The 26047-nt window shown below is 60.4% G+C and carries 22 protein-coding genes; 16 read left to right on the top strand and 6 right to left on the bottom strand.

The window, feature by feature from the left end; all coding sequences use genetic code 11:
• Nucleotides 1-226: 226 nt before the first annotated feature.
• Nucleotides 227-751 (top strand): cysteine hydrolase family protein, encoded by a 525-nt coding sequence (locus tag AO353_RS21590; protein WP_054596779.1) that lies wholly within the window; start codon nt 227-229, stop codon nt 749-751.
• 217 nt (nt 752-968) lie between these two features.
• Nucleotides 969-1919: a 2-hydroxyacid dehydrogenase gene (locus AO353_RS21585; RefSeq protein WP_054596778.1), complete on the top strand. Its 951-nt coding sequence runs from the start codon at nt 969-971 to the stop codon at nt 1917-1919.
• 15 nt (nt 1920-1934) lie between these two features.
• Here AO353_RS21585 and tssA read toward each other — a convergent pair whose 3' ends face one another.
• From tssA to AO353_RS21560, 5 genes are all read right to left on the bottom strand, one after another.
• Complete coding sequence (tssA, locus tag AO353_RS21580) at nt 1935-3035, bottom strand: type VI secretion system protein TssA (RefSeq protein ID WP_054596777.1); 1101 nt, start codon at nt 3033-3035, stop codon at nt 1935-1937.
• The gene (locus AO353_RS21575) at nt 3032-6850 is read right to left on the bottom strand and encodes a type VI secretion system protein (protein WP_054596776.1); all 3819 of its coding nucleotides are present in this window, start codon (nt 6848-6850) and stop codon (nt 3032-3034) included. Before AO353_RS21575 ends, tssA begins: the two co-directional genes overlap by 4 nt.
• Nucleotides 6847-7614: a DotU family type IV/VI secretion system protein gene (locus tag AO353_RS21570; protein WP_054596775.1), complete on the bottom strand. Its 768-nt coding sequence runs from the start codon at nt 7612-7614 to the stop codon at nt 6847-6849. Before AO353_RS21570 ends, AO353_RS21575 begins: the two co-directional genes overlap by 4 nt.
• 18 nt (nt 7615-7632) lie before the next feature.
• Entirely contained in the window at nt 7633-8964 is a 1332-nt protein-coding gene (tssK, locus tag AO353_RS21565) for a type VI secretion system baseplate subunit TssK (RefSeq protein WP_054596774.1), read from the bottom strand.
• A 62-nt stretch (nt 8965-9026) separates the two neighbouring features.
• The gene (locus AO353_RS21560; RefSeq protein ID WP_258535607.1) at nt 9027-9497 is read right to left on the bottom strand and encodes a type VI secretion protein; all 471 of its coding nucleotides are present in this window, start codon (nt 9495-9497) and stop codon (nt 9027-9029) included.
• Between the two features lie 205 nt (nt 9498-9702).
• On the opposite strand from AO353_RS21560, the gene tssB reads away from it, so the two are divergent.
• The 11 genes from tssB to AO353_RS21510 all read left to right on the top strand — a co-directional run bounded on the left by tssB (nt 9703) and on the right by AO353_RS21510 (nt 22090).
• Nucleotides 9703-10275, top strand: coding sequence for a type VI secretion system contractile sheath small subunit (tssB, locus tag AO353_RS21555; RefSeq protein ID WP_054596772.1), 573 nt, complete (start codon nt 9703-9705; stop codon nt 10273-10275).
• Nucleotides 10276-10303: 28 nt separating this feature from the next.
• On the top strand, nt 10304-11791 hold the full coding sequence (gene tssC, locus AO353_RS21550; protein ID WP_054596771.1) for a type VI secretion system contractile sheath large subunit: 1488 nt from the start codon (nt 10304-10306) through the stop codon (nt 11789-11791).
• Nucleotides 11792-11865: 74 nt separating this feature from the next.
• On the top strand, nt 11866-12366 hold the full coding sequence (locus AO353_RS21545) for an Hcp family type VI secretion system effector (RefSeq protein ID WP_054596770.1): 501 nt from the start codon (nt 11866-11868) through the stop codon (nt 12364-12366).
• 15 nt (nt 12367-12381) lie between these two features.
• Nucleotides 12382-12825 carry a type VI secretion system baseplate subunit TssE gene (tssE, locus tag AO353_RS21540; RefSeq protein WP_054596769.1) on the top strand — a complete coding sequence of 148 codons (444 nt, stop codon included), beginning with the start codon at nt 12382-12384 and terminating at the stop codon, nt 12823-12825.
• Complete coding sequence (gene tssF / locus AO353_RS21535; RefSeq protein ID WP_054596768.1) at nt 12809-14599, top strand: type VI secretion system baseplate subunit TssF; 1791 nt, start codon at nt 12809-12811, stop codon at nt 14597-14599. The genes tssE and tssF overlap by 17 nt, the downstream gene beginning before the upstream one ends.
• Complete coding sequence (tssG, locus tag AO353_RS21530) at nt 14563-15588, top strand: type VI secretion system baseplate subunit TssG (RefSeq protein ID WP_054596767.1); 1026 nt, start codon at nt 14563-14565, stop codon at nt 15586-15588. The genes tssF and tssG overlap by 37 nt, the downstream gene beginning before the upstream one ends.
• A 2-nt stretch (nt 15589-15590) precedes the next feature.
• A complete protein-coding gene (gene tssH, locus AO353_RS21525; protein ID WP_054596766.1) occupies nt 15591-18140 on the top strand; it encodes a type VI secretion system ATPase TssH in 2550 nt (849 codons plus the stop codon).
• 33 nt (nt 18141-18173) lie between these two features.
• Entirely contained in the window at nt 18174-18710 is a 537-nt protein-coding gene (locus AO353_RS21520; protein WP_054596765.1) for a GNAT family N-acetyltransferase, read from the top strand.
• A 204-nt stretch (nt 18711-18914) separates the two neighbouring features.
• Nucleotides 18915-19451 carry a hypothetical protein gene (locus AO353_RS31135; RefSeq protein WP_146016082.1) on the top strand — a complete coding sequence of 179 codons (537 nt, stop codon included), beginning with the start codon at nt 18915-18917 and terminating at the stop codon, nt 19449-19451.
• Between the two features lie 73 nt (nt 19452-19524).
• The gene (gene tssI / locus AO353_RS21515; protein WP_054596764.1) at nt 19525-21534 is read left to right on the top strand and encodes a type VI secretion system tip protein VgrG; all 2010 of its coding nucleotides are present in this window, start codon (nt 19525-19527) and stop codon (nt 21532-21534) included.
• A 13-nt stretch (nt 21535-21547) separates the two neighbouring features.
• A complete protein-coding gene (locus AO353_RS21510; RefSeq protein WP_054596763.1) occupies nt 21548-22090 on the top strand; it encodes a toxin-antitoxin system YwqK family antitoxin in 543 nt (180 codons plus the stop codon).
• Between the two features lie 162 nt (nt 22091-22252).
• On the opposite strand, the gene AO353_RS21505 is transcribed toward AO353_RS21510, so the two are convergent.
• Nucleotides 22253-22645: a DUF4280 domain-containing protein gene (locus tag AO353_RS21505; protein ID WP_054596762.1), complete on the bottom strand. Its 393-nt coding sequence runs from the start codon at nt 22643-22645 to the stop codon at nt 22253-22255.
• A 189-nt stretch (nt 22646-22834) separates the two neighbouring features.
• Here AO353_RS21505 and AO353_RS21500 point away from each other — a divergent pair, with 189 nt between their 5' ends.
• The 3 genes from AO353_RS21500 to AO353_RS21490 all read left to right on the top strand — a co-directional run bounded on the left by AO353_RS21500 (nt 22835) and on the right by AO353_RS21490 (nt 26035).
• On the top strand, nt 22835-23902 hold the full coding sequence (locus tag AO353_RS21500; RefSeq protein ID WP_054596761.1) for a phosphotransferase family protein: 1068 nt from the start codon (nt 22835-22837) through the stop codon (nt 23900-23902).
• 37 nt (nt 23903-23939) lie between these two features.
• Nucleotides 23940-24707, top strand: coding sequence for an SDR family oxidoreductase (locus tag AO353_RS21495; protein ID WP_054596760.1), 768 nt, complete (start codon nt 23940-23942; stop codon nt 24705-24707).
• A 212-nt stretch (nt 24708-24919) separates the two neighbouring features.
• Complete coding sequence (locus tag AO353_RS21490; protein ID WP_054596759.1) at nt 24920-26035, top strand: Gfo/Idh/MocA family protein; 1116 nt, start codon at nt 24920-24922, stop codon at nt 26033-26035.
• The last annotated feature ends 12 nt before the right edge of the window (nt 26036-26047 follow it).

Here is a 26047-nt window from a genome sequence, read left to right as displayed (position 1 = left end):
CAATAATCGCCTTGCGACTGCATTGACATGTTTGCCGAACCCACAGCATGATCGGCCTCATGAACTTCGCTGCGCTGAACCTCACCCGCACCACCACGACCGCTTCCGGCGGGTCGTGCGGTGGCTGGCTGAGATAAATACAGCGCAGTGAACCCCAGGCCCCGCCAGCAATGGACGGGGCCTTGTTGTTTCTCCCGTCCGTTCGGCACTTCATGGAGAAACACCTATGTCATCGGCACTTTTGATCATCGATATGCAGGTCGGTCTGTTCTACGGCCCGGACAAGCCCCACGACGGCGAGCGAGTACTTGCCAACATCCGCCAGCTCATTCACCGGGCCCGAGAGCGCGAAGTGCCGATTTATGCGGTACGCCACACCGGTCCTGAGGGTTCGCCCATTGAGGCTGGAAGCCCATTCTGGCAATTACTTCCCGAGCTGGAGCTGGATGCGAATGTCGACACCCTGTTCGATAAAACCCGCCCCAATTGCTTCCTCGGAACTCGACTGGCACAACAACTCACCAACGCCTCGATAAACCATGTGTTCATCGTCGGCATGAAAACCCAGTACTGCATCGACAGTACCTCCCGGGCCGCAGCCGAACAGGGCTTACAGGTTACGCTCGTCGCCGATGCTCACACCTGCATGGACACTGCGGCGTTATCGGCCAAAATGATCATTGAGCACCACAATGCAACCCTTGGCGGGGCGTTCGTGAAATTAATGAACACAGCGGACGCCAGGTTCTGATGCGCTGAAAAGATCGCAGCCTATGGCCGCTCCTACATTGACCACGTTCGCCGCAACGATTGTGATCGCGTAGGAGCTGCCGCAGGCTGCGATCTTTTGATCTTGCTTTATTGCTTTCGTCAGCTCCTACACTGAGTTCTGCAACTTTTGGTAATTGCCAAACCACTCTGTAGTCAGCAATCTGAACCGCTTATTCCAATGCCTACAGGAGCCCAGCATGCCTGCAACCGTACTGGTACTGGTTGAAACCATTAACGACTACCTGCCGATTCTCGAACATCAAGGCTTCCACCTGATTCTCGCCCCCACTCCCGCCGAGCGTGCCCAGGCCATCGCCAGTCATCGCGGGCAGATCGATGCCGTGCTGACGCGCGGCCCGCTGGGGCTGTATGCCGATGAAATCGCCGCGCTGGCAAACCTGAAAATCATCTGCGTAATCGGTGCCGGATACGAGCAGGTCGATCTGCAAGCCGCCAGCGACCGCGGTATAACCGTCACCAATGGTGCTGGCGTCAACGCCTCGTCGGTGGCCGATCATGCAATGGCCTTGTTGCTGTCGCTGGTGCGTGACATCCCTCGGTGCGACGCGGCGGTGCGACGCGGTGAATGGCCGAAGATCATGCGCCCGTCACTGGCCGGCAAGCGCCTGGGTGTTCTGGGGCTCGGCGCCGTCGGCATGGCCATCGCCAAACGTGCCGCCAATGGCTTCGACATGACGGTGAGTTACCACAGCCGCCAGTTGCTCAGCGACATCCCCTACGACTTTTGCTCAACGCCCACCGAACTGGCTCGGGTCTCTGACTTTCTGATCGTTTGCACGCCCGGCGGCATCGGCACGCAGCACCTGGTCAACAAGCAGGTGCTGGATGCCTTGGGCCCCCAGGGTTTTATCGTCAACATTGCCCGCGCCAGCGTGGTTGCTACCAGCGATCTGGTTAGCGCGCTCGAGCAACGGCGGATCGCCGGTGCCGCGCTCGATGTATTCGATGAAGAGCCTCAGGTGCCGGATGCGCTCAAGGTATTGAGCAACGTGATCCTCACGCCGCATGTGGCCGGCCTGTCGCCGGAAGCGACCAAGGGAACCGTTGAACTGGTCGGGCAGAACCTGATGGCGTTTTTCTCCGATCGTCCGGTGTTGACGCCCATCAAGTTGCCCAAGCCGCTCTGAGAGGCGCTGCGATGTTTAGAGCACACCCAATAACGTCCAGAGTCGGCGCGACTCCGCGTCAGCCGATATCAACTCGCCCAACAGTTCACTCAGCGGTTTATTGCCCCACTCCACTCCGCGCCTGATCAAGTAAGGCACCGGACTGTGGGGCTCGGTTCGCGCCAGGTACTCGGCAATCAGCAACAACTGCCGATAAGCCTCTTCGCGACTCGCCGGTTCACGCAGTGCCTGTTGGGCTGGCGCGGGTTCTGGCTCCGGAGTGTTTTGGGGCGCCCGGACCTGCGGTGGCTCGACCGGGGCCTGGGTGGGTTGACGTGGATGCATGGCGATGAACTCCTGAACGAGCGTCAACAGCGCCTCGATGATGCCCCGCAATGATTTGTAGCCTGGCGCCTGATTGCCCAGGTAGGCATCACTCCAGTCCTCCAGCCGTTGCAGATGCTGCAAGCTCAGCAACAGGCTGCCTTGGCTGCGCAACCAGAACGACAGCGGCGTCGCGCGAATCTGTTCGGTGAGTTTTTTCTGCTCGTTGCGCGCAGCTTCAGCAGAGGTTTTTGCAGCCTTGGTGTCATTGACCATCACCTGCTGCACTTGCAAGCGCCGCCAGTCATCCAGGCAGAAATCCGCAAATTCGCTGGTGCGCGTGTCGAACAGCGGCACCCGGGTGAGCAGGATTTCGCTGTAGCGTCGCGCCAGCCATTCGAGAGGAATCACCCGCCACGACTGATCGCCCTCCTCGGCCTGAGGGTGAAGTTGCTCGGGGTAGCGCTCGCATAACCCCGCCACCAGCGCCAGGCTGCCCGGCAACCCTTCCAGGCCGTCCAGATGCAACCAGGCCTCGCCGAGCCAGGCACTGAGCATCAAGTCCTTGCTGCGCTCCAGCAGCAAACGGCTGGCGAGTTTTGCCTGTTCCGGCCATTGGGCACGCTTGATCGACGACTGCCAGACCCCTGTCGGCAAACTGGTATCGTCCTCGCGGCGCAGCTCGCGCAACTGATCGAACTCAGGCTCATAGCGCAGGTCCTGGCCACAGGGCGCTTCATCGCTGATCGGTTCGAGCAACTGTGCGATCAACTCCGGCAGCGGCGATGACAATGATAGTGACGGCAGACTCACAAGCCCTCCTCGTTCGTCACGATGGCCGCCGTCGAACCCGTCGAGACAAAGGGTGAACGCGGCGCACGGGTCGGCAACGGTTGAATGGACAACGGCAGTTTTGATCCCTGAGTCATCCATGACAGGCGCATGAACATTTGTGTCGGCTCCTCAATGCTGGTGCTCGCGGCGACCGGCAAGCGCAAGGTCAGTGGAAACTCCGTGTAGTCCATGCTCGGCTGGCGCTGATTCGACTGGTGCGAACGCATCAGCCGCAGCAACGACCAAGGGCCGCCGTACTCCCAGCCGGCCTCCAGATCCCGGATCACCAGGTTCGGTTGCAACGGGTCGCTGACCGGCCGCTGGGGACCATTCCTGGCCCAGCGCAACGTCAACCTGACGGGCTGGCCGACCATCCAGCGCAGGTTCTGCTGGGCCTCGCCGGGGTAGCTGATCTGTTGATTGCCGGCATTCAAACCCCAGGCAATGACCTGATCGGCGCCGTGTTCTTCCTCGCGATCAGTGCGCCAGCGCACGTCCATCTCCACCCCGAGAATGCCGCTTTTATCTCGCACAAACAGCGGCCCGAGCCAGGTGCTGGCCTGCTTCAAACGGTTGAGAAAGTCCTCGGCGGCCAAGCGTTCCGGCGTCCGGCTGAGCTGCAAACCGGCTTGCGCCACCGGCAGGCGCTTGTCGATCAACTCCAGCAAATGCTGGACCCGCGCCGGGTCGGCATCGGTCACCTGCGTGCCATTGGAGAATGGAAAACGCTCGGCCAGGTACTGATTGAAGTAATTGGCCAAGTCGTTCCAGGCCGCCGAAGCCTGTTGCTGCTGCAGCGACTGGCAGCGTTGCATCGCGGTTTGCTGCAGTTCCTGAGCCCTCAGGGCAAGCGTCCCACGGCCACCGGAAAGGTTGGCGGTTTGCAGGATTTGTGCGCAGGACCCGGCATCCATGTCGATAAAGTCCCGGCTCACCAACTGTTCGATCTGTGCCGCAGAGCTGGCAGGATTCTGCTCCTTGTACTTGAGCAGTTCATCATTCAAGGCACTGAACTGCACAACCCGTTCGTAATCCAGTCCCGACAGATTCTGCTGCTGGACCTTCAGCCACTCCAACGCCGAAGTACGTTGTTCGGTAATACCCAACATGGTGTTGAACTGCTGCTTGAGGCTCAGCTTCAGGTCCTGCACATCACTGGCACCGTACAGCTGCAAGCCGAGGTTTTTCGAACCATCCCAGCGCGCAATACTGGTCCTTTCGCTGAACAGCGGCTGGGCGATTATTTCGTTCAGGCCATTGGCGACCTCGGCCAACGCGCGGCGGTTGAGTGCGTTCTGCAAACGGGTAGCCAGGTCACTGCGGCGCAACTCGACAAAGGCTTTTTGCAACGCCACCGCCTGCGAGGCCTGCACATTGAACCCTGTGCCTTGCTGCACCTGGCCGCCCTGTTCCTCCAGGCTGAGCCACATCGCCTTGGCCACCGCCCCTTCCGCTGCCTGGAGCAGCGCGCCCCGGTACGCCGGCGGGATACGTGGCAACTCCTCGCTGGCGTAGCTTTTGTAACTGGCGAAGTAATTCAATGCGCTGTTGAGACCATCGCTGTCGGCGTTCTGCCCCTGTGAAGCACTGAGACTGGAATCATCCTGACGCAGTGCAATAGCCACGAAATCGCGCTTGAACAACGCCTGCACGGCGTTGTCCAGCTGGCTGACATGCTCTTGCAACGCCAGTTGTCCGCTGCCTTGCTGAACCAGCAAATTGCCACGCGAGCCGGCCTGGGCAATCCATTGATCACGAAAGCTCTGCTGCAACTTCGACGCCTGCATGTCCAGTTGTTGCTCCAGTTGCGGCCCGAGCAAGGCGCTTTGGCGGACTTTATCCATCAGCTCGCGGTAGCCCGGCACCAGGTCCTGGCCCTTGCCTCGTCCCCACGCCGAGTTGGTCAAGCCAATCAACGCTTGCAGGTCGTCAATCAGCGCCCTCAAGTCCTCGAGCTCGCTGAGTGAATTGCCACTGCCGGACTCCAGCCGCTCCAGGTGCAGCTTGAGATAGCCGGCCTGACGCACGAAGTTGTCCGCCAGAAAGTACTGGTCCAGCCAGCGCTCCATCAGTCCTTCAAAATTCGTCGAGATGGTCGAGCGCTCCGCGCTCAGGTCCAGCGCTTTCAACCCGCTGGTGTCGGAATTGAGCAGTACCCGGTTATAGAAGGCCGAGCGACGCAACGTGCCGACGTTGAGGTTCAGCGACAAGGCGTTATTGCTCAACAGCACCAGGTCATCGAGCGGGCTCCGGGGATTGTTCAACGCCTGATTGAACCACTGGTTCTGTTGTTCGAGACGCACCGCGCGCTCGGCCAGTTCCTTGGCCTTGACGTAGTTCTGCCATTGCGCCGGGTCTTCGCTTTCCACGTTAACTCGACGCTCGGTATTGCGGATCGCCTTGAGCTGCGCCAGGTCCGACACCAGCAACTCTTGCAGCGGCACCAGCAAGTGCCGCTGAGCAGTGAGCCGCAGTTCGTCCTCCAGCTGCGCATCCAGCGAGGAAAACCAGGAGGTGGGAAAGACCACCGAACTGAACGTCCAGCGCGGGGCTCGTTCCAGTACCCGCCAGAAACTTTCGACGTTACGTCGCGTCGGTTCCAGTCGATGGCTTTCGTCCGTGACCGCGACATAATTTTTCTGCGCACCTTGCAGCAAGCGTGACAACTCATGGGCATCCTTGACCGAGTCGTGCCAGACCCAAACCATACCGATCGCCCACACCAGCCCGACCACCAGCGCCACCACGCCGGTCACCCGTTGCCAGCGTTGGCGCAGCCGCAAAATCCGCGGTACGACCTGAGCCACGCCACGTTCGGCGACAATCCGGCGCTGCCACAACTGCCGGGCAAACGCGCTCTGCTGCAACACCGTGTCATAGGCCGAGAAGCTCTCCCGAGTACTCTCCGGCGCTTGGTTGGCAGTGAAGTAAATCCCTCGAAAACGCGGTGCCTCACCTTGTGCGTTGCCCTGAAAAACCGGCTCAAGCAACGTTTGCAGTGTGCGCCGCAGCGCTTCGAAACGGTCCGGCAAGGCAAACAATTCGCTACTCAAATGCCCGGACAAGGCACCGATCTCGATGATCGATTCAGACAATGCCCGGTTCACCTGATCCAGCGCCTGATCACTCCATTGCGATTGCCAGACCGCCTCAGGCAAATACGACGACGACCAGCCCAACGCCTGTTCACGTGCCTCGACCGGAAGTGCAGCAATCAACGCCTGAAAGCCCGGCACTTCCTCCATCCCGGTAATCACCACATACACCGGCAGGCTCAGACCGAAACGCTGTAACAGATCGATGAAGCGCCGCCGTGCCGCCAGACCGAGGCTGGCGGCCAGCTCCGGATCGCCCAGTTGACTGGCTGGCACGGTCCAGATCACCGCGTCCAGAGGCCGCTTGCTGCGCAGGCGCACGATCAATCCCAACAGACGCCACCAGCCGCCACGTTGCAGGTTCAAGCCTTCATCAGGCAAAAACAACGTTTGTGGCACCACCAGCACCGCGCCCTCGGGGTCCGACCACCAGCGCCCGAACCAGGCCGGTTTGTCGGTGGGTTGCAAACGCCATTGGGCACACAGTTGAGTGCCCTGGGTTTCGTTGCCAAGCATCAGCAACCACGGGATCTGATAGCGATCCTGCGTGCCTTGCTCCTGCTCCATGTGCCGGACCGACAGATAAAAACTGCGAATCGCCGCGCCGCTCTGGGTGCGCAACCACCACACCGCCACCAGCAACACCGCCAGCAACAACAGCACCGCGACGACGGTTGCGACAATCCCCAGGGTGCTCATGAGTCTTGCTCCTGGGCCGCTGCCATTTCGGAAAGGTGCATGACCGGCTCAAGCTCCTGACGGATGTCGCGCCAGAACATCTGCCCCAACCCGGTCATCAACAGCACGACGCCGAGGATTGCCAGTGCCAGACGAAAGCCGTCGGGTAGCGACAGACGCAGGGGCAACTGCACGGGAGTCACCGCCGATGGCTGTTCCAATCGGGTACTGACATCGGCGTAATCGGGCTCGTGTTGCCAGGCAAACGCGAACAACGCCAACCGCCATTTTTCATGCTGGAGCTGATTCTGCTCGCCGCGCAGACGCCCTTCAAATCCCAGTACCAGGCATTGCAGATAGACATTGGCCAGATCCCGGGTAGCCGGCACCTGGTCGTCGAGCAATGACTTGATCGCCAGTGGCAGCCGTTCGCCCGCCTGACGGCTGGCATACATCCGCGACTCTAGAGGCTTGTCCTGCCAGGCAAGCTGACCCGGCCAGGCCGTAAACAACAGGGTCTCGTCAATCAGCGCGACAAACGCATACACCACGGCGGTCACCTGTTCGGTGGCAGCATCACCGACTTTGGCGAATGCCGTTCGCCACAAGCGCTGGGTAATCTGAGTGGAAAACTCGACGACGGCTTCGACCAACGCTTCATCGTCACTGTCTTTGGACTGTTCGTTCCAGGCCAGCGACCACTCTTGCCAGGCCTGACGAAAAGCACTGCTCAGTGGCGCTTCGTGGAGGCCTCGTGCAGCGCTGCCGACGTTCCCTTCAGGCATTCGATTCCCCTTCCCTGATCAAGCGTTTTCACTGGCTTGAGCGACAAACAGCACCACTTGCCACGGGCTGCTCGCCAGCTGCGAGGCCGGCGCGACAATCTGCAGCGGCAGTTGCCCGTCGAACCATTGGCCCTCTGCGGTGACCACAAACAACCGGGTATCTTCGCCCACGCTGTAGGCCACCTGTTCGTTGCGATTCATGGCCTCATGCGCCAGACCGCGCATGCGTTGTCGACCGAGCAGGGCAACGTGCGGCGCGGAAGCGATGATCGCCCGACTCAACCATTCACTCGCAGACTGCTCGCTTGCGCCATTGGGCATGCGCAAGCCGATCACCAGGCGCTGGCTCGGTTGATCGTCGGGCAACTGGATCGAGAAGAGGTGTTCATGGCGTTCGAACGGCAGGCTGCGATAGCCGGCGCGAATCAATTCGAGGGTCTTGTCCAGCCAGTCGAGTACGCTCTCGTAGCCGCGCTGCAACTCGAGAAAATCCAGCGCGGCGAAGGCCGGCACCCCTGCCAGCGGATCAAGCGCCGACCAGGCACCGGCCAGCCCCAGCAGCAGACCATACAACGCCTGAGGCGTCGCCAACCGACTGCTCAACAAACCCTCGACTTCCGGCAGACGCGCCCAGAGTGCGGTCAATTGGCGACGAATTTCCGCAGCATCATCCTGATTGCCAGCTTGCTGTGCCTGGCGCAAGCGACCGGCCAGAAACATGCATTTCTCTCGGGCCCGGGCGCACAGGCCGGCGACCCGACGGCCCAACACCGACTCCGGTAGCAGACACGGCGTCGGCGCGGTATAGGGCAGCTGTAAAAAGCCACCGCCTTCCTTGCGAATACGCACCAGCGGTACGCAGATCGAATCGGCCTTGTTCAGTTGCGTGCACAAACGCGGATTGGGTCGCCACACCGTAATCGACTCGGGGTATTGACCGCTGGTGAGGTCTGGCAAGGCATCGCCGATTACCGATTGCAAGCGTCCGGTGAGCGGTACTAATTGCCCGGCACGCCACAACGGGCTGACCGCCAGGTACACGGTCACAGTGGCATTGTCCGTTGCATCGACCGCTTCGCTGACATCGAGCTCCAGCATCGGTCCCACACCGGCCTGCACGTTGATCGGCAAACCATCCGGCAAGGTCGCCTGCAAGGCGAGCAAGCGAACGTGCCCGGCACTCAGTGCCGAAGGGTCGATGTCGAGATGGGTGACACCCCAGAACCAGGGGTTGCAGGCCTTGGCAAAATGCGCGACCAACGCTTCGGCGCGCAGACCTTGCAACTGAAAATGCTGGGGCAGCAACTGCATGCCCTCGTGCCAGCAAACCGCGTCAGGTAGCAAACTCATACGATTCCCTTCGACGTCGAATGGCGCCGCTTGCTGCGGCCTGGCGATCTTTTCAGTGCAGATCAGTGCGCAGTGTCGCTGACCAGTGTCATCTCGCGACTGTCGAACTTCAGCCAGGCCTTGCTCTGATCGTCCAGTCGAAGTCGGTGCGCTCCGGGTGTGTTATAGCTCGCGAAGATCAAAAGTCCAGCGGCCCGCTTGCCGCCCAGGGGGAAGGGTTGTTGATCGATAAACTGCCCTGGAACCAGCTCCAGCCCCCAGACCGTCATCAGCTGTCGGTAGTCGCGTTGAAACTGCTCGCGCTCGCTGAACCATTGCCGAGCGGTCAGTGCCGACAGCTGTTTGAGCAGGTCCGGATCATTCACCGCGACAAAATCCACGGCAATCGGCGTGTCGTCATTGGCATGGGCGGCGACGTCCAGCGTCAGGCGATCGAGATCGACTCGCGGCCCGAACAACGAACAGCCCGTGAGTAACAGGAACGAGAGAGAGATAAAAAAAACGGCGCGCACAATGAATTTTCCTTTTCTCATGACCGTCCAAAATTGTTTTTGTTTGCATTTTTATAGACCTGTTCTAGCGTCTTGGGTAGTTCGGTCGGTACGACGAATGTGGAAGGTTCGTCAAAGGAATGACAGTTCCAACTGCCCTCCCTTTCTAACCTACGGTTCGGTAAGGGAATGCGATGAACGGGCCCTCCGGTGCATTGCTCCCGCCCATGCATCGGAGTCAGCCACCATGGCAGAAAGTACTCAGCACAAGCTCGACAGGGTCCGCCCGCCCCGCGTGCAAATCACCTATGACGTCGAAATAGGTAACGCCATCGAGAAGAAAGAATTGCCTCTGGTGGTCGGCATTCTTGCCGACCTTTCTGGCAAACCGCTGGAACCCCTCCCAAAACTGAATGAACGGCGCTTCACCGAGATCGATCGCGACAACTTCAACGAAGTGCTCGCCTCGATCGCCCCGCGCGCCACCTTGCAGGTCAACAACACCCTCACCGGCGATGACAGCAAGCTCAACATCGAGCTCAAGTTCGGTCATATCGATGACTTCGATCCGGTCAAGGTGGTCGAGCAAGTAGCGCCGTTGCGGCGCCTGTTCGAAGCGCGTCAGCGTCTGCGCGACCTGCTGACCAAACTCGATGGCAACGATGACCTGGACAAGCTGCTGCGTGATGTCATCGCCAACACCGAAGGCCTGCAAGAGATCAAGTCGGCCCGGCCTGAAGCGCAGCCTGAAGCGCAGCCTGAAGCGCAGCCTTCTGCACCTGCCGGTGATGCCGACGCGGCGCCGCAAGATCAAGCCTGATCGTCCATTCACTTAGGGAGAAATTGCCATGCCCGCCTCATCCAGCGCCCAGGCCCAAGCCAGCGAGAGTGTGAACGAGACCTTGTCTCTGCTCGACCGAATCATCGCCGAAGGGCGAATGGCCCACGACGAAAGCCAGAAGGATTACGCCCGCGACATGCTTGCGGAATTCGCCACCCAGGTTCTAGACAAAGACATGGTCGTCGACAAGGACACCGTGGCGATGATCAATGACCGCATCAGCCGGATCGACAAGCTGATCAGCACCCAGCTCAACGAAGTCCTGCACCATCCGGACCTGCAAAAACTCGAAGCGTCCTGGCGCGGCCTGCACCTGCTGGTGCAGAACACCGAAACCAGTTCGCGACTGAAACTGCGCTTGCTCAACGTGACCCAGAAAGAGCTGCAGAACGATCTGGAAAAAGCCGTCGAGTTCGACCAGAGCGCGCTGTTCAAAAAGATCTACGAAGAAGAATACGGGACCTTTGGCGGTCACCCGTTCAGCCTGCTGGTGGGTGACTACACCTTCGGCCGGAACCCGCAGGACATCGGCCTGCTGGAGAAACTCTCGAACGTCGCGGCCGCCGCCCATGCGCCGTTCATTGCCGCTGCCAGCCCGCGGCTGTTCGACATGAACAGCTTCACCGAGCTCGCGGTGCCGCGTGACCTGTCGAAAGTCTTCGAGAGCCAGGAGCTGATCAAGTGGCGCTCCTTCCGCGAAAGCGAAGACTCGCGCTACGTGTCGCTGGTGCTGCCGCACTTCCTGCTGCGTCTGCCTTATGGCCCGGACACCTTGCCGGTGGAAGGCATCAACTACGTCGAGGACGTCAACGGCAGCGACCACAGCAAATACCTCTGGGGCAATGCGGCCTGGGCCCTGTCGCAACGCATCACTGAAGCCTTCGCCAAATACGGTTGGTGTGCAGCAATTCGCGGCGCCGAAGGCGGTGGCGCCGTCGAAGGACTGCCCGCCCACACGTTCCGCACCACCTCTGGCGATCTGTCGCTCAAATGTCCGACCGAGGTGGCAATCACCGACCGTCGTGAAAAAGAGCTCAACGACCTCGGCTTCATCGCCTTGTGCCACAAGAAGAACAGCGACGTGGCGGTGTTCTTCGGTGGCCAGACCACCAACAAATCCAAGGTCTACAACACCAACGAGGCGAACGCCAACGCGCGGATCTCGGCCATGCTGCCTTACGTGCTCGCAGCGTCCCGCTTCGCCCACTACCTGAAGGTCATCATGCGCGACAAGGTCGGCAGCTTCATGACCCGTGACAACGTGCAGACCTACCTCAACAACTGGATCGCCGATTACGTGCTGATCAACGACAACGCCCCACAGGAAATCAAGGCGCAGTACCCGCTGCGTGAGGCCCGAGTGGATGTCTCGGAAGTCGCCGGAAAACCGGGCGTCTATCGGGCCACGGTGTTTCTGCGGCCGCACTTCCAGCTCGAAGAGCTGACAGCCTCGATCCGCCTGGTCGCCACCCTGCCGCCACCGGTAGCTGCCTGACCTGCCTCCCGCCGGCCTGGCCGGCGGGTTTTCCTTTGCTTATCTAACGCGATTTTCTTCAGGAGTTTCATGCGATGGATGCAATCATTCTCGACCTCGGCGGCGACATCAAAGGTGACAGCCTGCTCGAAGGTTACAAGGACAAGATCGAAGTCATGTCCTACAGCCACAACGTCGCGATGCAGGTGACCAACGACGTCAGCAATTCCGAGCGTACCTCCGGCAAGCCGCACATCGGCGAGTTCACGCTGACCAAGTTCGTCGACAGCTCGACCCCGTCTCTCAACGAGTACTGCTGCGCCGGCAAACCGATCCCGGAAGCCAAGATCACCATCGGACGCAACGCGGCCGAAGGCAGTGGCCAGTTGATGCCCTTCATCATTTACACCCTGAACAACGTGGTGCTGTCCAACGTCAGCGTCAGCGGTGGTACGGGCGGCAAACCGGTGGAAACCCTCTCGCTGAACTTCACCAAGATCAAGTGGGAACTCACCGCGCAGAAAGACGATGGTACCAAGGAAGGCACGGCCGCTTCGACCTGGGACCTGGCCGCGAACAAGCTGATCAAGGGCTGACGGAGTACCCCGGAAATGACCGGCACCGGCATTCTGCCGCCGCTGTTCGAACGCCTTGCCGCCAGCGAGGCGGATACCGTGCAGGCGTTCGATCGCCAGGCACTGTTGGAGTCGGTCCGTATCGAGTTGCTGCGCTTGTTCAACACCCGTCGTGGCCTGCGCCCGCTGACCACGCCGCCAAGCGTTATTGACTACGGCATCGCTGACTGGACTGCATTGCAGCAACAGCGCAGCGATGACCGCCGTCAACTGACGCGGCAGATTCGTGAAGCCATCGACGCCTTCGAACCACGCCTGCAACTCGGCACGGTCGATGTCACGCCGGTCCCCGAAAATCCGCAGCAGCTGAGTATCAGGCTGCAAGGTGAGCTACGCAGCGGCAAGCAGCATTGGCCTGTCGCATTCGTCATCGAGAACGCCGGCGATGGCCTTGAGGTGCGCAATGAGCGACTCGATTGACCCGCAACTGCTCGATTACTACCAGCGGGAACTGACCTGGCTGCGCCACGCCGGGAGCATTTTCGCCGAACGCTATCCCAAGGTTGCCAGACGCCTGGAACTGTCTCCCGGCGAATGCCCGGACCCGCATGTCGAACGCTTGCTGGAAGGTTTCGCCTTATTGGCTGCGCGCCTGCAACGGCGACTCGACGACGATTACGCCGAGTTCAGCGACGCGCTGCTGGAACAACTCTATCCGCTGACCATGCGGCCGCTGCCGTCCTGCGCCATCGTCCAGTTCGAGCCCGATCCAAGCAAGGGCAACCTGGCCGGCGGTTACCCGCTGCCGCGCGACACGCCGCTGTTCGTCACCACCCGCCACGGTGAAAGCATTCACTTTCGTACCAGCGCCGCCGTTCACCTCTGGCCGCTGGCAATCGACGAAGCCTTGCTGCTGGGAAGCGACGAAGCCCAGGCCCTGACCGGCGTCGCCCAGGCACGCTCGGCGCTGCGCTTGAGCCTGCGCTGCCTGGGCCAAAGCCAATGGGCAGAACTCGGCATCGAGCAGTTGCGCTTGCACCTGGCCGCGTCGCCAGTGATCAACGCCAAGCTCTACGACTTGCTCGGTGCCCATGCGATTCAGCTCCTCGCCGGGCCACCCGGCAGCACACCAAAAGTGCTGGCCGGGCTGCCGAAAATCGTCGGTTTCGCCAACGATGAAGTGCTGCTACCCGATGAAGACGGCGTGCATCCTGGGATGCGTTTGCTCGCCGAGTACTTTGCCTTTCCGGACAAATTCAATTTTTTCGACGTGCCGCTGGCCGGTGCAATCAGCGACAGCCAGACGCTGTATCTGTACATCGTTTTCGACCAGGCACTCGGCAGCCGCCTGCATTTACAAGCCAGCGATATCGCGCTGGGTTGCGCGCCGGTGATCAACCTGTTCCCACGGACTTCCGAGCCGCTTCGCCCGGACGGCACTCGTAGCGAATACCGCCTGGTTGCCGACAGCCATCGGGAAAACAGCGTCGAAATCCACAGCATTCGCGCCCTGCGCGCCAGCACCTCGCAGGGCGTACAGCGTGTACCGGCGTATTACGGCAGCCAGCACGGCGGCAACCACCGCTGCTATTGGCACGCCCGGCGAATCAGCGGCATGACCCCAAACCGCTTGGGCACTGACCTGATGCTGAGTCTGGTGGACACCCAGCTCGACCCGTTTGAAGACGTGACTGAACTGAGCCTGACTGCCGAGCTGCTCTGCACCAATCGACACCTGGCCCAGAGCCTGTCGGCCGGAACACCGCTGGGTTTCGAACGGCCGGGGCCGGTCGCCTCGGCGCGCCTGCGTAATCCGCCGAGCCCGCAAAGCCTGCCGCGGCTGGACGGTGAATCGCGCTGGCGGCTGGTGTCGCAATTGACCCTCAACCACTTGTCATTGGTCGAAGGTCCACAGGCGCTGGACGCACTCAAGGAAATCCTGTCACTGCATAACCTGCGTGACGAGGCCAGTGCCCTGCGGCAGATCGAAGGCCTGCTGAGCCTGAGCTGCGAGCGCGTCATTGCGCATGTTGGTGAAGACGCCTGGCGCGGCTGGCGCAATGGGCTGGAGGTGCGCCTGCAACTCGATCCGCAGCATTTTGTCGGCACCAGCGCGGTGCTGTTTTCAGCGGTGCTGGCACAGTTTTTCTCACTCTATGCCACGGCCAATCGCTTCGTGCGCACGGTGCTGGTTGAATCGGACAAGGAGATCAAGGCATGGCAACCCCAAGCCGGCATGCCGCTCTCCCTCTGAGCCTGAGCCAACGACTGCGCCGCGATCCTCAGGCGTTCGAGTTGTTGCAGGCCTTGTTGCTGCTCGAGCGCGAGCATCCACAAGCCGAATCGCTGGGTAGCGGCACTGCACCGCAGGCTGAAGCGCTGCGTCTGCGCGGTCCGCTAACACCATTGTTCGCCGCCAGCCAGGTTGAAAGCCTGACCGAGGAAACGGATCACAAGCCGACCCTGACCACTCCGGTTTTCGGTCTCGGCGGACCAGACGGACCACTGCCCTACGCCTATCAGGAATGGCTGCAACAACGCGCCCGCGCCAAGGATTATGCGCCGGCCGAGTTCCTCGATCTGTTCCAGCATCGACTGCTCAGCCTGCTCTACAAAGTGCTGCGCAAACACCGGATTGCCGTGGGCTTTTCAGTGCCTGGCACAACACCGGTGCACGCTCAGTTGCGAGCGCTGACCGGCCTGCTGCCCAAGGCCCTGCATGATCGTCAGGCGATTCCCGATGCCGCCGTGCTGGCGTGCAGCGCGCTGTTCGCCGACGGGCGTCGTTCGCTCGCAGGCTTTGCCGCCATCGTGCGCGAACAGTTCGAATTGCCGGTCGAGCTCAACGCCTATGAAGGTGCCTGGCGCGAGATTCCAGCCGCCAGTCGCAGCCGCTTGCAGCCCGGTGGACGCAACCTGCAACTGGGGCGCAGCGCCGTGGCCGGCACCCGTGTCTGGGACGAACATGCCGGCATCCGTCTGACCCTTGGCCCACTGACACCCGCCCAGGCCGCCACCTTCTTGCCGGACGGTGAAACGCACGCGGCCTTGGCCAGCCTCAGCGCACTGTATTTCGGGCCGGACCTGGAGTGCACACTGGTGCTGCTGGTGCGTGGCGCCAGCCCGATAAAACTCGGTCGTCAGACACCGCCGCTGTTGAGCTGGAACGGTGGCTTGCAACGCCAGTCCAGCCTCACTCTGCAACGCATCGAGACTCGTCTTCGTCAGCTGGAGATCACCTGAACATGGAACTGGCCAGCCTGATCGGACGCCTCAACCCGGACAACCGCCGCGCCCTGGAACGGGCCGCCCAGCGTTGCCTGCAACGCGGTCATCATTACGTTGAAATCGAGCACCTGTTGCTTGAACTGCTGGAAATCGAAGGTGGTGACTTCGCCTACCTGCTGCCGCGCTTCGGCCTGGAACGCGATGCCCTGACGGCGGAAATCAACAAGGCCCTGGAATTGTTCAAGACCGGCAGTACCCGCACTCCGGCCCTCTCGGCGCACACCATTGGCTTGCTGGAGGACGCCGTGGTGCAGGCCAGCGTGCTTGGCCTTGAGAGCATCCGATCCGGCCTGTTGTTATTGGCGCTGCTTGACCGTGATGAACGCCGCAGCCTGTTGCTCAACAGTGCTTCGTCGCTGCTGCGGATTCCTCGGGACGCTCTACGCAACAATCTGCTGGAATGGACCGAAAGCTCCCGCGAGCACGTCGGCGCCGCCCGTGCGGTAGCCGCAACCGCCGGCAAACCGCAGCAGAAACAGGACTCGATACTTGATCAGTTCACCCAGGACCTGACCGCCGACGCGCATGCCGGGCGCATCGATCCCATCGTCGGGCGTGACGGCGAAATTCGCCAGTGCATCGACATCCTGCTGCGCCGTCGCCAGAACAACCCGATCCTGGTTGGCGCGCCGGGCGTCGGCAAAACCGCAGTGGTCGAAGGCCTGGCCCTGCGCATCGCCGCCGGCGACGTACCGCCGTCGCTGCAAGAAGTCAGTCTGCGGGTCCTAGACCTTGGCCTGTTGCAGGCCGGCGCCGGGGTCAAAGGTGAATTCGAGCAACGGCTCAAAGGCGTGATCGATGCCGTCCGCAGCGCGGAAAAACCGATCATCCTGTTCATCGACGAAGCCCACACCCTGATCGGCGCCGGCGGTGTCGAGGGCGGCAGCGACGCCGCCAACCTGCTCAAACCGGCGCTGGCCCGTGGTGAATTGCGGACCCTGGCGGCCACCACTTGGCTTGAATACAAGAAATACTTCGAAAAAGACCCGGCCCTCGCCCGGCGCTTCCAACTGGTCCAGGTCGAAGAACCGGATGAAATCACTGCCGTGGAAATGCTCCGCGGGGTCGCCGCCAAACTTGAACAGCACCACGGCGTGCAGGTGCTGGATGCAGCGATTCATGAGGCGGTGAAGCTGTCCCATCGCTACATCTCTGGCCGGCAACTGCCGGACAAGGCCATCAGCGTGCTCGACACCGCTTGCGCGCGAGTCGCCCTCGGGCAACACGACGTCCCGCCACCACTGGAAAGCCTGCGTCATCGCCAGCAAAGCCTCAAGGATGAAGTCGAACGCCTGCGCCGCGAACAGGCCACCGGCCTCGATCACCGTGAGCGCATTACCGTGCTCGAGACCGAGTCCACCAGCAACGTGCAGGCCATTCGCGAGCTGGAGATTCGCTGGAGCGAAGAGCGCGTCGCCGTGCGCGAGCTGCTGGAAACCCGGCGCGAGCTGCTCGATTTGAGTGAACGCGCCGACAGCGACAAACCGGACGACGTCACCGATGGACGCCTCGACCATCTGGCCGCCGAACTGCTGCGCCTGGAAGCCGGCCTCGACGCCATTCGCCAGGACGACCCGCTGGTGCCGGAGCAAGTCGATGCAAAAACCGTCGCCGCGGTGATTGCCGGCTGGACCGGCATCCCGGTGGGCAAGATGCTCGCCGACGAAGCCCACGCCGTGCGCACCCTCGGCCAGCGCATGAGCCAACGGGTGATGGGCCAACGCACTGCGCTGAACACCATCGCCCAACGCTTGCAGGCGTATCGCGCCGGCCTCACCGACCCGCAAAAACCGGTCGGCGTGTTCCTGCTGGTCGGCCCCACCGGCGTCGGTAAAACCGAAACCGCCTACGCCCTGGCCGATGCGCTGTACGGTGGCGAACGCAACCTGATCAGTATCAACCTTTCGGAATACCAGGAAGCCCACACCGTCAGCCAACTCAAAGGCGCCCCACCCGGCTACGTCGGCTACGGCAGCGGCGGCGTGCTCACCGAAGCCGTGCGGCGCAAACCCTATTCCGTGGTGCTGCTGGACGAAATCGAAAAAGCCCATCCGGATGTGCTGGAGGCTTTTTATAACGTCTTCGACAAGGGCCTGATGGAAGACGGCACCGGCCTGGTGGTCGACTTCAAGAACACCGTGATGCTTGCCACCAGCAACGTCGGCGCCGAACTGCTGCTCGACACACCGACCGCGCAACTCGACAGCGATGCCTTCACCGAAGCCCTGCACAGCGTGCTGCTGAAAGCCTTCCGCCCGGCATTTCTGGCGCGCATGACCGTGGTTGCGTACCGACCGCTGGATGAGGCGACGCTGGAAGGGATTGTGCTGGCGAAACTGGAGAAATTGCGTGGCCGCTACAAAGCGGCAACCGGGAAACAGTTCGAGTTTGATGCCGGGATTGTGCAGGCGGTGTTGGCCAAGTGCAGTGCGGCGGGTGCGCGGGATGTCGAGAATGTGCTGATGACGCAGGTGACGGGGAAGTTGGCGGAGTGGGTGTTGGAGTAATCCATTAAGTATCGTCTACACGGAGCTTTGGTTATGACTTACGACATCTATCAAGTCAATCAGGAACATTACGCCGAGGCTGCAAAAGCCTTCCTGTTCCAAGTAGCCGATTTAATCAAACAAAAAACAGTGACGGGTCAGCGTGCTATCCAGGCGAGTGACGCACTCAATATTGCGGAGTCCTATTCGATCAAAGAGCCTGGAATGTACTGGTTTATTGCGCTGACTAAATCAGGCGGCAGTGTGGCGGGACTAATGAAGCTCAAAACCCAGGACACTGAAGTTAAAGTTGAAGATCTTTGCGCGAATCCAACCATGCAAGGAACAGGTACGGAACTGATAGAGCGTGCCGTACAGTTTTCCGAACGCATGGGGAAAAATGGCCGATTGACCTTGACCGACATGAGCAAACCGAGAGAGGCCGGTGGCCAGACGTTTTATGGAAAGTTAGGATTCAAGGCACCGCTTGACGACCCTACTTCAATCACCAAAAACCTTAACCCAAATGCCAATTTGGGAATATGGTCACCGGTCCAAAAAAAGGTCGGCAATTCATGGAAAAAAATATGAAACCTCTGGAAACCGACTCAGCTCCAATTTTCATAGAGAGAAAAACTTTTCTGCTCGGGGAGGAAGACCGTCCCTGTCCGTTTTTGTCCTTGATGAATTCCAGTGCTACCTATCAGTCCGCTATAGGGTGACATCCGATGTGAATGCAGACCCCAGTTGCCGTGTCAGACAATCTTAAAGTTACTCCTTAAGAGGACTATAACAATGGCTCTAAGACGTTCCAAAGCAGCGTGTACTTCCGGAAACGTTAACATTCACAACACCGTACAAACCTGGTGGAACGCTCCACAAATTTCCTATGTGGCTCATGCTTATCTGGCTAATGGAACAATTGTCTGTTTGCGACCGCCATTGTCTGCTGGTGCAAATAATCAACCGGCCAATCATCCAGACCAACAGTATTGGAGAACGCTTGGACAGAATGGCGCTGTGGCCGCGATTGCAGCCATTACCAACGCGATTGCGGGCGCCGGTGGCGTTGGTAATATCACCAGCATCGACATCGACTGCAAATTGATGCCCTGTACCGGCCAGCACGGGTGTTTGTATTCCGTACCAACACTGATGCGAACCCTATACGGGCTGAACAATACGCCTCTGCGAATTTTTTCTCATGCAGATGAGAATATGGGGGGAGGCGCTTCAAGCAAACGTGTGATTTTATCCAGCACTGCTGTAGCGACCAATGCAGCAACATTGGTCACCTATAACCAACATGATGGTTGGGGATGGGTACCTTGATTCAACTTTCCAGCGAAGGTACTTATTTTTTCTATGGCCAGCCGAATCATTGAAGACTATTTGAGACTGCTCAATGCCCCGCACCGCCGACAGCAACACCACCCTCTCCCTCACCGCCACCTCACTGTCGGCGCTTTACCCTGAGTCAATCTCCGGCGAAGAATCGCTTAACGCCCTGAGTTCACAAACCCTCAACGGCCTCAACGACGGCGCGTCCCTCACCCTGACCAGCGCCGTCGCCAGCCACATCACTACCACCCTGCACAATGACGCCCTGACCCGCCCCTTCGACGCACTGGTTGCGGAAATACGCCAACTCCCCGCCGACGCCACCGCCGAGCGCTATCAGCTTGTTCTAAGGCCATGGCTCTGGTGGCTGACCCTGGCCAGTAACAACCGGGTGTTCCAGAACCTCGCCACCTCGGACATCGTCACCACAATCTTCAAGGCCCACGGCTTCACCGATTTCCAGCTGAAGCTCACCGGCAGTTACACCCCACGCGAGTACTGCGTGCAGTACGGCGAAACCGATTTCGCCTTTGTTTCGCGGTTGCTGGAAGAGGAAGGGATTTTCTGGTTTTTCACCCATGAAGACGGCAAGCACACGCTGATGCTGGGGGACAGCAACGACGCTTTTGTGCCAATCCCCAACGGGCCGAAGGTGACGTATCTCGGGCAGCGAATGGGCGAGCGCGAGTTGCATGGCATTCGTTCCGGACAAGTCTGTGTACAGGCGGTGGCCGGGGTGTATCGGGCGACGGATTATGAGTTCACCACACCGAGTACTTCGCTGTATGGTCAGGCCGAAGCGGTGGCCGGGCCGCGCTCTATTTACGAACATCCGGGCGGTTACAACGCCAAGGCCCGGGGCGATGCGCTGACCAAGCAGCGGGTGGACGGTTTGCGCAGTCAGGAGAAACGCTTCGTCGGCGAGAGCGATTGCCGTTGGCTGGTGCCGGGGCACTGGTTCACGCTGGCCGGTCACGATGACCCGACGCTGAATATCGATTGGGTGGTGACGGCGGTCACTCATGAGGCCAGTCATGACAGCTACCGCAACCGCTTCGATGCGATTCCCAAGGCCACGCCTTATCGCCCGGCGCGGATTACGCCCAAGCCACGGATGCATACGCAAACGGCGCTGGTGGTCGGCAAATCCGGCGAGGAAATCTGGACCGACCAGTACGGCCGGATCAAGTTGCAGTTCCCCTGGGATCGCGACGGCAAGAATGACGAAAGCAGTTCCTGCTGGGTCCGTGTGGTGCTGCCGTGGAGCGGCAAGGGTTTTGGCATGCAGTTCGTGCCACGGATCGGTCAGGAGGTGATCGTGACCTTTATCGACGGCGACCCGGACCGGCCACTGGTCACCGGTTGCGTCTATAACGGTGACAACGCCCTGCCCTATGCGCTGCCAGCGAACCAGACTCAATCCGGGATCAAGACCCACTCATCCAAAGGTGGCGACGGGTTCAACGAGTTGCGCTTCGAGGACAAGAAGGACGCCGAAGAGGTGTTTCTGCAGGCGCAGAAGGACTTCAAGATCAACGTACTCAACGACACCACCGCCAGCGTCGGCCATGATGAAATCCTTACGGTAAAGAACGCCCGAACCCGCACGGTCAAGGAAGGCGATGAGACCGTGACCCTGGAAAAAGGCAAACGCAGTGTGACGATCCAGACCGGCAGCGACAGCCTCGACGTCAAGGACAGCCGAACGGTGAAGGTCGGCGCCGATCAGAAGCACAGTACCGGCGGCAACTATGAGCACAAGGTCACCGGCGATTACAGCCTGACGGTGGACGGCAACCTGACCATCAAGGTGAGCGGCACTCTCACGCTGCAAAGCGGTGGCAGTTTCGCGATCAAGAGTGGCGCCGATCTGGCGGCCCAGGCCAGCACCTCGATCAGTCAGAAAGCCGGCACCTCCCTGAGCAATCAGGCGGGTACGGAGCTGACCAACAAGGCCGGCACCTCGCTGACCAATGATGCCGGGGTCAGCCTGACCAACAAAGGCGGCGCCGAGCAGACCGTGGACGGCGGCGGCATGCTGACCATCAAGGGCGGACTGGTGAAGGTCAATTGAGGAGCGAGCGAGGATGTCATCGGACAAACTGGAACTGGAACGCGGTGACAGCCGGCTCGACGGACGAATGCTCGACGGTCGGCTGGAAGGTCCGCTGCATATCAAGGAAGCCGGAAAACCCCAGGCGGCCTTGAATTACAGCCAGGGTGAATTGCACGGGACGAGTCTGCTTTATCACCCCAACGGCAAGCTGTCAGCGAAGATGCCTTTTGTGCACGACAAGTTACAAGGCGTCGCAACGTTTTATGCGCCGCAAGGCTGGCTGCAACGCAAAGCCACGTATCGCCGAGGCCTGCTGCATGGCGAAGCAACCAACTATTTCCCCGATGGGAAAGTGGCTGAATTGGAGTGTTATCGCGACGGTGTGCGTGAAGGGGTTTACCAGCGTTTTCACCCTAACGGCAAACCCGCCGTCAACGCCCGCTACCTCAACGGTCAGTTGCTCGAACCGGAGCAAGCCTTTGCCAGCGATGGACGACCGTTGGATACCGAGGGCAAACCGATCTCGCGGATGCGCTGGTGGTACCGGCGCTGGGCCGATCCGACACAGGCCTGACGCAGACCTGTAGCAGCTGGCGTAGCCTGCGTTCGGCTGCGTAGCAGTCGTGAAGTCAGACGCCGCGGTCTTTCGGGTCGACCGCGTGTAATGGATTGACGACTGCTACGCAGCCGAACGCAGGCTACGCCAGCTGCTACAAGGGCAGCGGCGCTCTTCGGATCAGGGGATAAGCATCTGCATCTGCCCCGGCATTGCAATCTTGATCACCCCGCCCCAGTTGCACATCAAGCTGCAGTTGGCATCGAGGGCAGGCATTCCCCCCAGCAAAAGGGTCGGTGCTCCGGGCATCCACGGGGCGGCGGTGGCCGGAATGCACGGCATTGGCGTCAGCACGCCGAGGGCCGCCGCCGTGGCCGCGGCGACCATTGGATTGGCCGGGCTCATGCACATGCCAAACGGCATGATGTTCAGCAGTGGAATGTGATCCATGATGTTCGCCGCCGGCATGCCGCCGGTCAGCGTGCGGTTTACCGGCAGCACGTTGAGCACCCCCGGCGCCGCACCGAAACTGCATTGCAGGGTCGCGGTGGCGCACACTTGCGGACAGCCCATGTCGAATCTCCTTCCTGGACGCGATACTCCTCTGAACCATAGTCCGCCGAGCCTGTTCTCGCACATCAGGAACGCTGATTATCCAGCAACACGCTAACCTATAAGACCTTGCCGCGCTTGTGGCGACCCCGGCACGCCATTAGATTAGTCAATGATGTCTGGCCTCCAAAATAAGCAGAAGGGATAAGCATGGCGCTTACTGACCAGTCCACCCGTATCCGCTCTGGCGAAGAACTTGATGCCAGCCTGATCGATCCGTACCTCAAGGCGCACATTCCGGGCCTGAGCGGGTTGCCACAGATCAGCCAGTTCCCCGGTGGCGCTTCAAACCTGACGTACCTGCTGGAATACCCCGAGCAGGAGTTCGTGCTACGTCGCCCGCCGTTTGGCCACAAGGCCAAATCCGCCCACGACATGGGCCGTGAGTTTCGCATTCTCAATCAGCTCAAGGACGGTTTCCCGTATTGCCCGAAAGCCTACGTGCACTGCACCGACGAATCGGTGATCGGTGCCGAGTTCTATGTAATGGAACGGGTCAAGGGGATCATCCTGCGCTCCGAACTGCCACCGGAACTGGGTTTCGACGCCGCTAAAACCGAAGCCTTGTGCAAGAGTTTCATCGACAAATTCGTCGAACTGCACCGCGTTGATTACCAGGCCTGTGGCCTGGCCGACCTAGGCAAGCCGCAGGGTTATGTCGCGCGGCAGATTCGTGGCTGGAGCGAGCGCTACGAAAAAGCCCTGACGCCTGATGCACCGAGCTGGCAAGCGGTCAAGGACTGGCTCAACGACAAGATGCCCGCCGACCACCCGACGTCAAGCATCGTCCATAACGACTACCGCTTCGACAACGTGATCCTCGACCCGAACAACCCGATGCAGATCATCGGCGTACTGGATTGGGAACTGACCACCCTCGGCGATCCGCTGATGGATCTGGGCAACACCCTCGCCTACTGGATCGAAGCCGGCGACCCGGCACCGGTGCAACTGATGCGCCGTCAACCGAGCCATGCCCCCGGCATGCTGACCCGCCGCGAGTTCGTCGATTACTACGCCGAACGCTCGGGAATCAAGATCGACAATTTCGACTTCTATTACACCTACGGGCTGTTCCGCCTGGCCGGTATCGTGCAGCAGATCTACTACCGTTTCTTCCATGGTCAGACCCAGGACAAACGCTTCGCGCAGTTCATCCACATGAACAAGCTGCTGGAGCAGATGAGCCTGCAAGTCATCCAGAAATCCAGCCTCTGATCACGCGCCCGACGCCTGCCCACCTCAAGGAAAAACCATGTCCAAGACCCATTTGTTCGACCTCGACGGTAAAATCGCTTTCGTCTCCGGCGCCAGCCGCGGCATCGGTGAAGCGATCGCCAAACTGCTGGCCCAGCAAGGCGCCCACGTGATCGTATCGAGTCGCAAACTCGACGGCTGCCAGCACGTGGCCGACGCGATCATCGCCGACGGCGGTAAAGCCACTGCCGTCGCTTGCCACATCGGTGAAATGGAACAGATCACTCAAGTGTTCGCCAGTATTCGCGAACAATTCGGTCGCCTGGACATCCTGGTCAACAATGCCGCAACCAATCCGCAGTTCTGCAACGTGCTGGACACCGACCTCGGCGCCTTCCAGAAAACCGTCGACGTGAACATTCGCGGCTACTTCTTCATGTCGGTGGAAGCCGGCAAGCTGATGCGCGAAAACGGTGGCGGCAGCATCATCAACGTCGCCTCGATCAACGGCATTTCACCAGGCATCTTCCAGGGCATCTACTCGGTGACCAAGGCAGCGGTGATCAACATGACCAAGGTCTTTGCCAAGGAGTGCGCGCAGTTCGGCATCCGCTGCAACGCCCTGCTGCCAGGCCTGACCGACACCAAATTTGCCTCGGCGCTGGTGAAAAACGACGCGATCCTGAAGACCGCGCTGCAGCAGATTCCGCTCAAGCGTGTGGCTGATCCAAGCGAGATGGCCGGTGCGGTGTTGTATCTGGCGAGTGATGCGTCGAGCTATACGACTGGCGTTTCGTTGAATGTGGACGGTGGTTTTCTGTCCTGATTTTCTGTCTCCTGTGGGAGCCGGGCTTGCCCGCGATTGCATCAGCGAGGTGCATCTGTCGTACCGTGGCGCTTGTATCGCGGGCAAGCCCGGCTCCCACAGGGAAGAAGGTCACCCCAGAGATTAAAGAATATTAATTCCACCAATTGCATTTTGAGAATATTTATTCCATAACTGGGCATCCTGAAAACAATAATCCAAAGGACCCTGTTATGCGCGAACTCGGAATCGGACTTATCGGCACGGGCTTCATGGGCCGTGCCCACGCCCTGGCCTTTCGCAATGTCAGCGCGGCGTTTGAACTGCCCTTCACGCTGCGCCTCGCGGCTCTTGCCGACGCCGATCCCGCTCGTGCACAAGCGTGCGCCACGGCCTGGGGCTTCGAGCAGGCTCATAGTGACTGGCAACAGTTGATCGACGATCCCAAGGTCAACCTGATCGCCATCACCACACCGAACCATCTTCATTACCCGATGGCCATGGCTGCTATCGCCGCCGGCAAACCGCTGTACTGCGAAAAGCCACTGGCGGTCAGTCTTGAGCAGGCCAGCGCCATGCACCTGGCAGCCAAAACCGCTGGCGTGGTCACCCGCGTGGGCTACAACTACCAGCACAACCCGATCATTGGTTTGGCTCGCGAGCTGATTCGAAACGGCGAGCTGGGCGAGATCATCAGCTTTCAAGGTGAATTCAGCGAAGACTTCATGGCTGACCCAAACTCGCCGTGGTCCTGGCGCTGCGAGGCCGAACATGCCGGCGGCGCGCTGGCGGACCTGGGCAGTCATTTGCTGGCCATGGCGCGCTATCTGGTGGGCGATGTCGAGGCGGTGTGCGCCGATACCCAAACGGTGCACCGTCAGCGTCCAGCTACAGCGGGCAGCCTGGAACAACGCAGCATTGCCGTCGACGATCAGGCCCACGCCCTGCTGCGCTTTGCCAACGGCGCTCGTGGCACTTTCAGCAGCAGTTGGCTCAAGCACGGCTACAAGAATCACCTGAGTTTCGAGATCAGCGGCACCCAGGGCACCTTGGCATTCGATCAGGAGCGTTTGAATGAGTTACGCCTGTGCCGCGCCGGCCAGGACGGTTTCCAGCGTTTACTGGCCGGACCGAATCTGCCTGGCTACGCGGCATTCAGCCCTGCACCGGGGCATCAACTGGGCTACAACGAGTTGAAGACGCTGGAAGTGCATGCGCTGATCATGGCCCTGGCCGGACAAGGCCAGGACGGCACGGATTTCGAGGAGGCCTGGGAAGTGGAGCGCCTGGCGGCGGCGATTCGACTGGCGGCGCGGGAGCAGCGCTGGGTCAATATCAGGGAGGTCTGATCGCTCCAGCGC

Origin of the sequence: Pseudomonas fluorescens (assembly GCF_001307155.1) — a bacterium.
Classification (GTDB): domain Bacteria; phylum Pseudomonadota; class Gammaproteobacteria; order Pseudomonadales; family Pseudomonadaceae; genus Aquipseudomonas; species Aquipseudomonas helvetica.
This window is presented reverse-complemented; position numbering and strand designations above follow the sequence as displayed.

Bases quoted from the DNA above. Each gene is read 5' to 3' on its own strand.
- AO353_RS21590 (WP_054596779.1), top strand. From the start codon at position 227: ATGTCATCGGCACTTTTGATCATCGATATGCAGGTCGGTCTGTTCTAC.
- AO353_RS21585 (WP_054596778.1), top strand. From the start codon at position 969: ATGCCTGCAACCGTACTGGTACTGGTTGAAACCATTAACGACTACCTG.
- AO353_RS21575 (WP_054596776.1), bottom strand. From the start codon at position 6,850: ATGAGCACCCTGGGGATTGTCGCAACCGTCGTCGCGGTGCTGTTGTTG.
- AO353_RS21570 (WP_054596775.1), bottom strand. From the start codon at position 7,614: ATGCCTGAAGGGAACGTCGGCAGCGCTGCACGAGGCCTCCACGAAGCG.
- tssK (WP_054596774.1), bottom strand. From the start codon at position 8,964: ATGAGTTTGCTACCTGACGCGGTTTGCTGGCACGAGGGCATGCAGTTG.
- AO353_RS21560 (WP_258535607.1), bottom strand. From the start codon at position 9,497: ATGAGAAAAGGAAAATTCATTGTGCGCGCCGTTTTTTTTATCTCTCTC.
- tssB (WP_054596772.1), top strand. From the start codon at position 9,703: ATGGCAGAAAGTACTCAGCACAAGCTCGACAGGGTCCGCCCGCCCCGC.
- tssC (WP_054596771.1), top strand. From the start codon at position 10,304: ATGCCCGCCTCATCCAGCGCCCAGGCCCAAGCCAGCGAGAGTGTGAAC.
- AO353_RS21545 (WP_054596770.1), top strand. From the start codon at position 11,866: ATGGATGCAATCATTCTCGACCTCGGCGGCGACATCAAAGGTGACAGC.
- tssE (WP_054596769.1), top strand. From the start codon at position 12,382: ATGACCGGCACCGGCATTCTGCCGCCGCTGTTCGAACGCCTTGCCGCC.
- tssF (WP_054596768.1), top strand. From the start codon at position 12,809: ATGAGCGACTCGATTGACCCGCAACTGCTCGATTACTACCAGCGGGAA.
- tssG (WP_054596767.1), top strand. From the start codon at position 14,563: ATGGCAACCCCAAGCCGGCATGCCGCTCTCCCTCTGAGCCTGAGCCAA.
- tssH (WP_054596766.1), top strand. From the start codon at position 15,591: ATGGAACTGGCCAGCCTGATCGGACGCCTCAACCCGGACAACCGCCGC.
- AO353_RS21520 (WP_054596765.1), top strand. From the start codon at position 18,174: ATGACTTACGACATCTATCAAGTCAATCAGGAACATTACGCCGAGGCT.
- AO353_RS31135 (WP_146016082.1), top strand. From the start codon at position 18,915: ATGGCTCTAAGACGTTCCAAAGCAGCGTGTACTTCCGGAAACGTTAAC.
- tssI (WP_054596764.1), top strand. From the start codon at position 19,525: ATGCCCCGCACCGCCGACAGCAACACCACCCTCTCCCTCACCGCCACC.
- AO353_RS21510 (WP_054596763.1), top strand. From the start codon at position 21,548: ATGTCATCGGACAAACTGGAACTGGAACGCGGTGACAGCCGGCTCGAC.
- AO353_RS21505 (WP_054596762.1), bottom strand. From the start codon at position 22,645: ATGGGCTGTCCGCAAGTGTGCGCCACCGCGACCCTGCAATGCAGTTTC.
- AO353_RS21500 (WP_054596761.1), top strand. From the start codon at position 22,835: ATGGCGCTTACTGACCAGTCCACCCGTATCCGCTCTGGCGAAGAACTT.
- AO353_RS21495 (WP_054596760.1), top strand. From the start codon at position 23,940: ATGTCCAAGACCCATTTGTTCGACCTCGACGGTAAAATCGCTTTCGTC.
- AO353_RS21490 (WP_054596759.1), top strand. From the start codon at position 24,920: ATGCGCGAACTCGGAATCGGACTTATCGGCACGGGCTTCATGGGCCGT.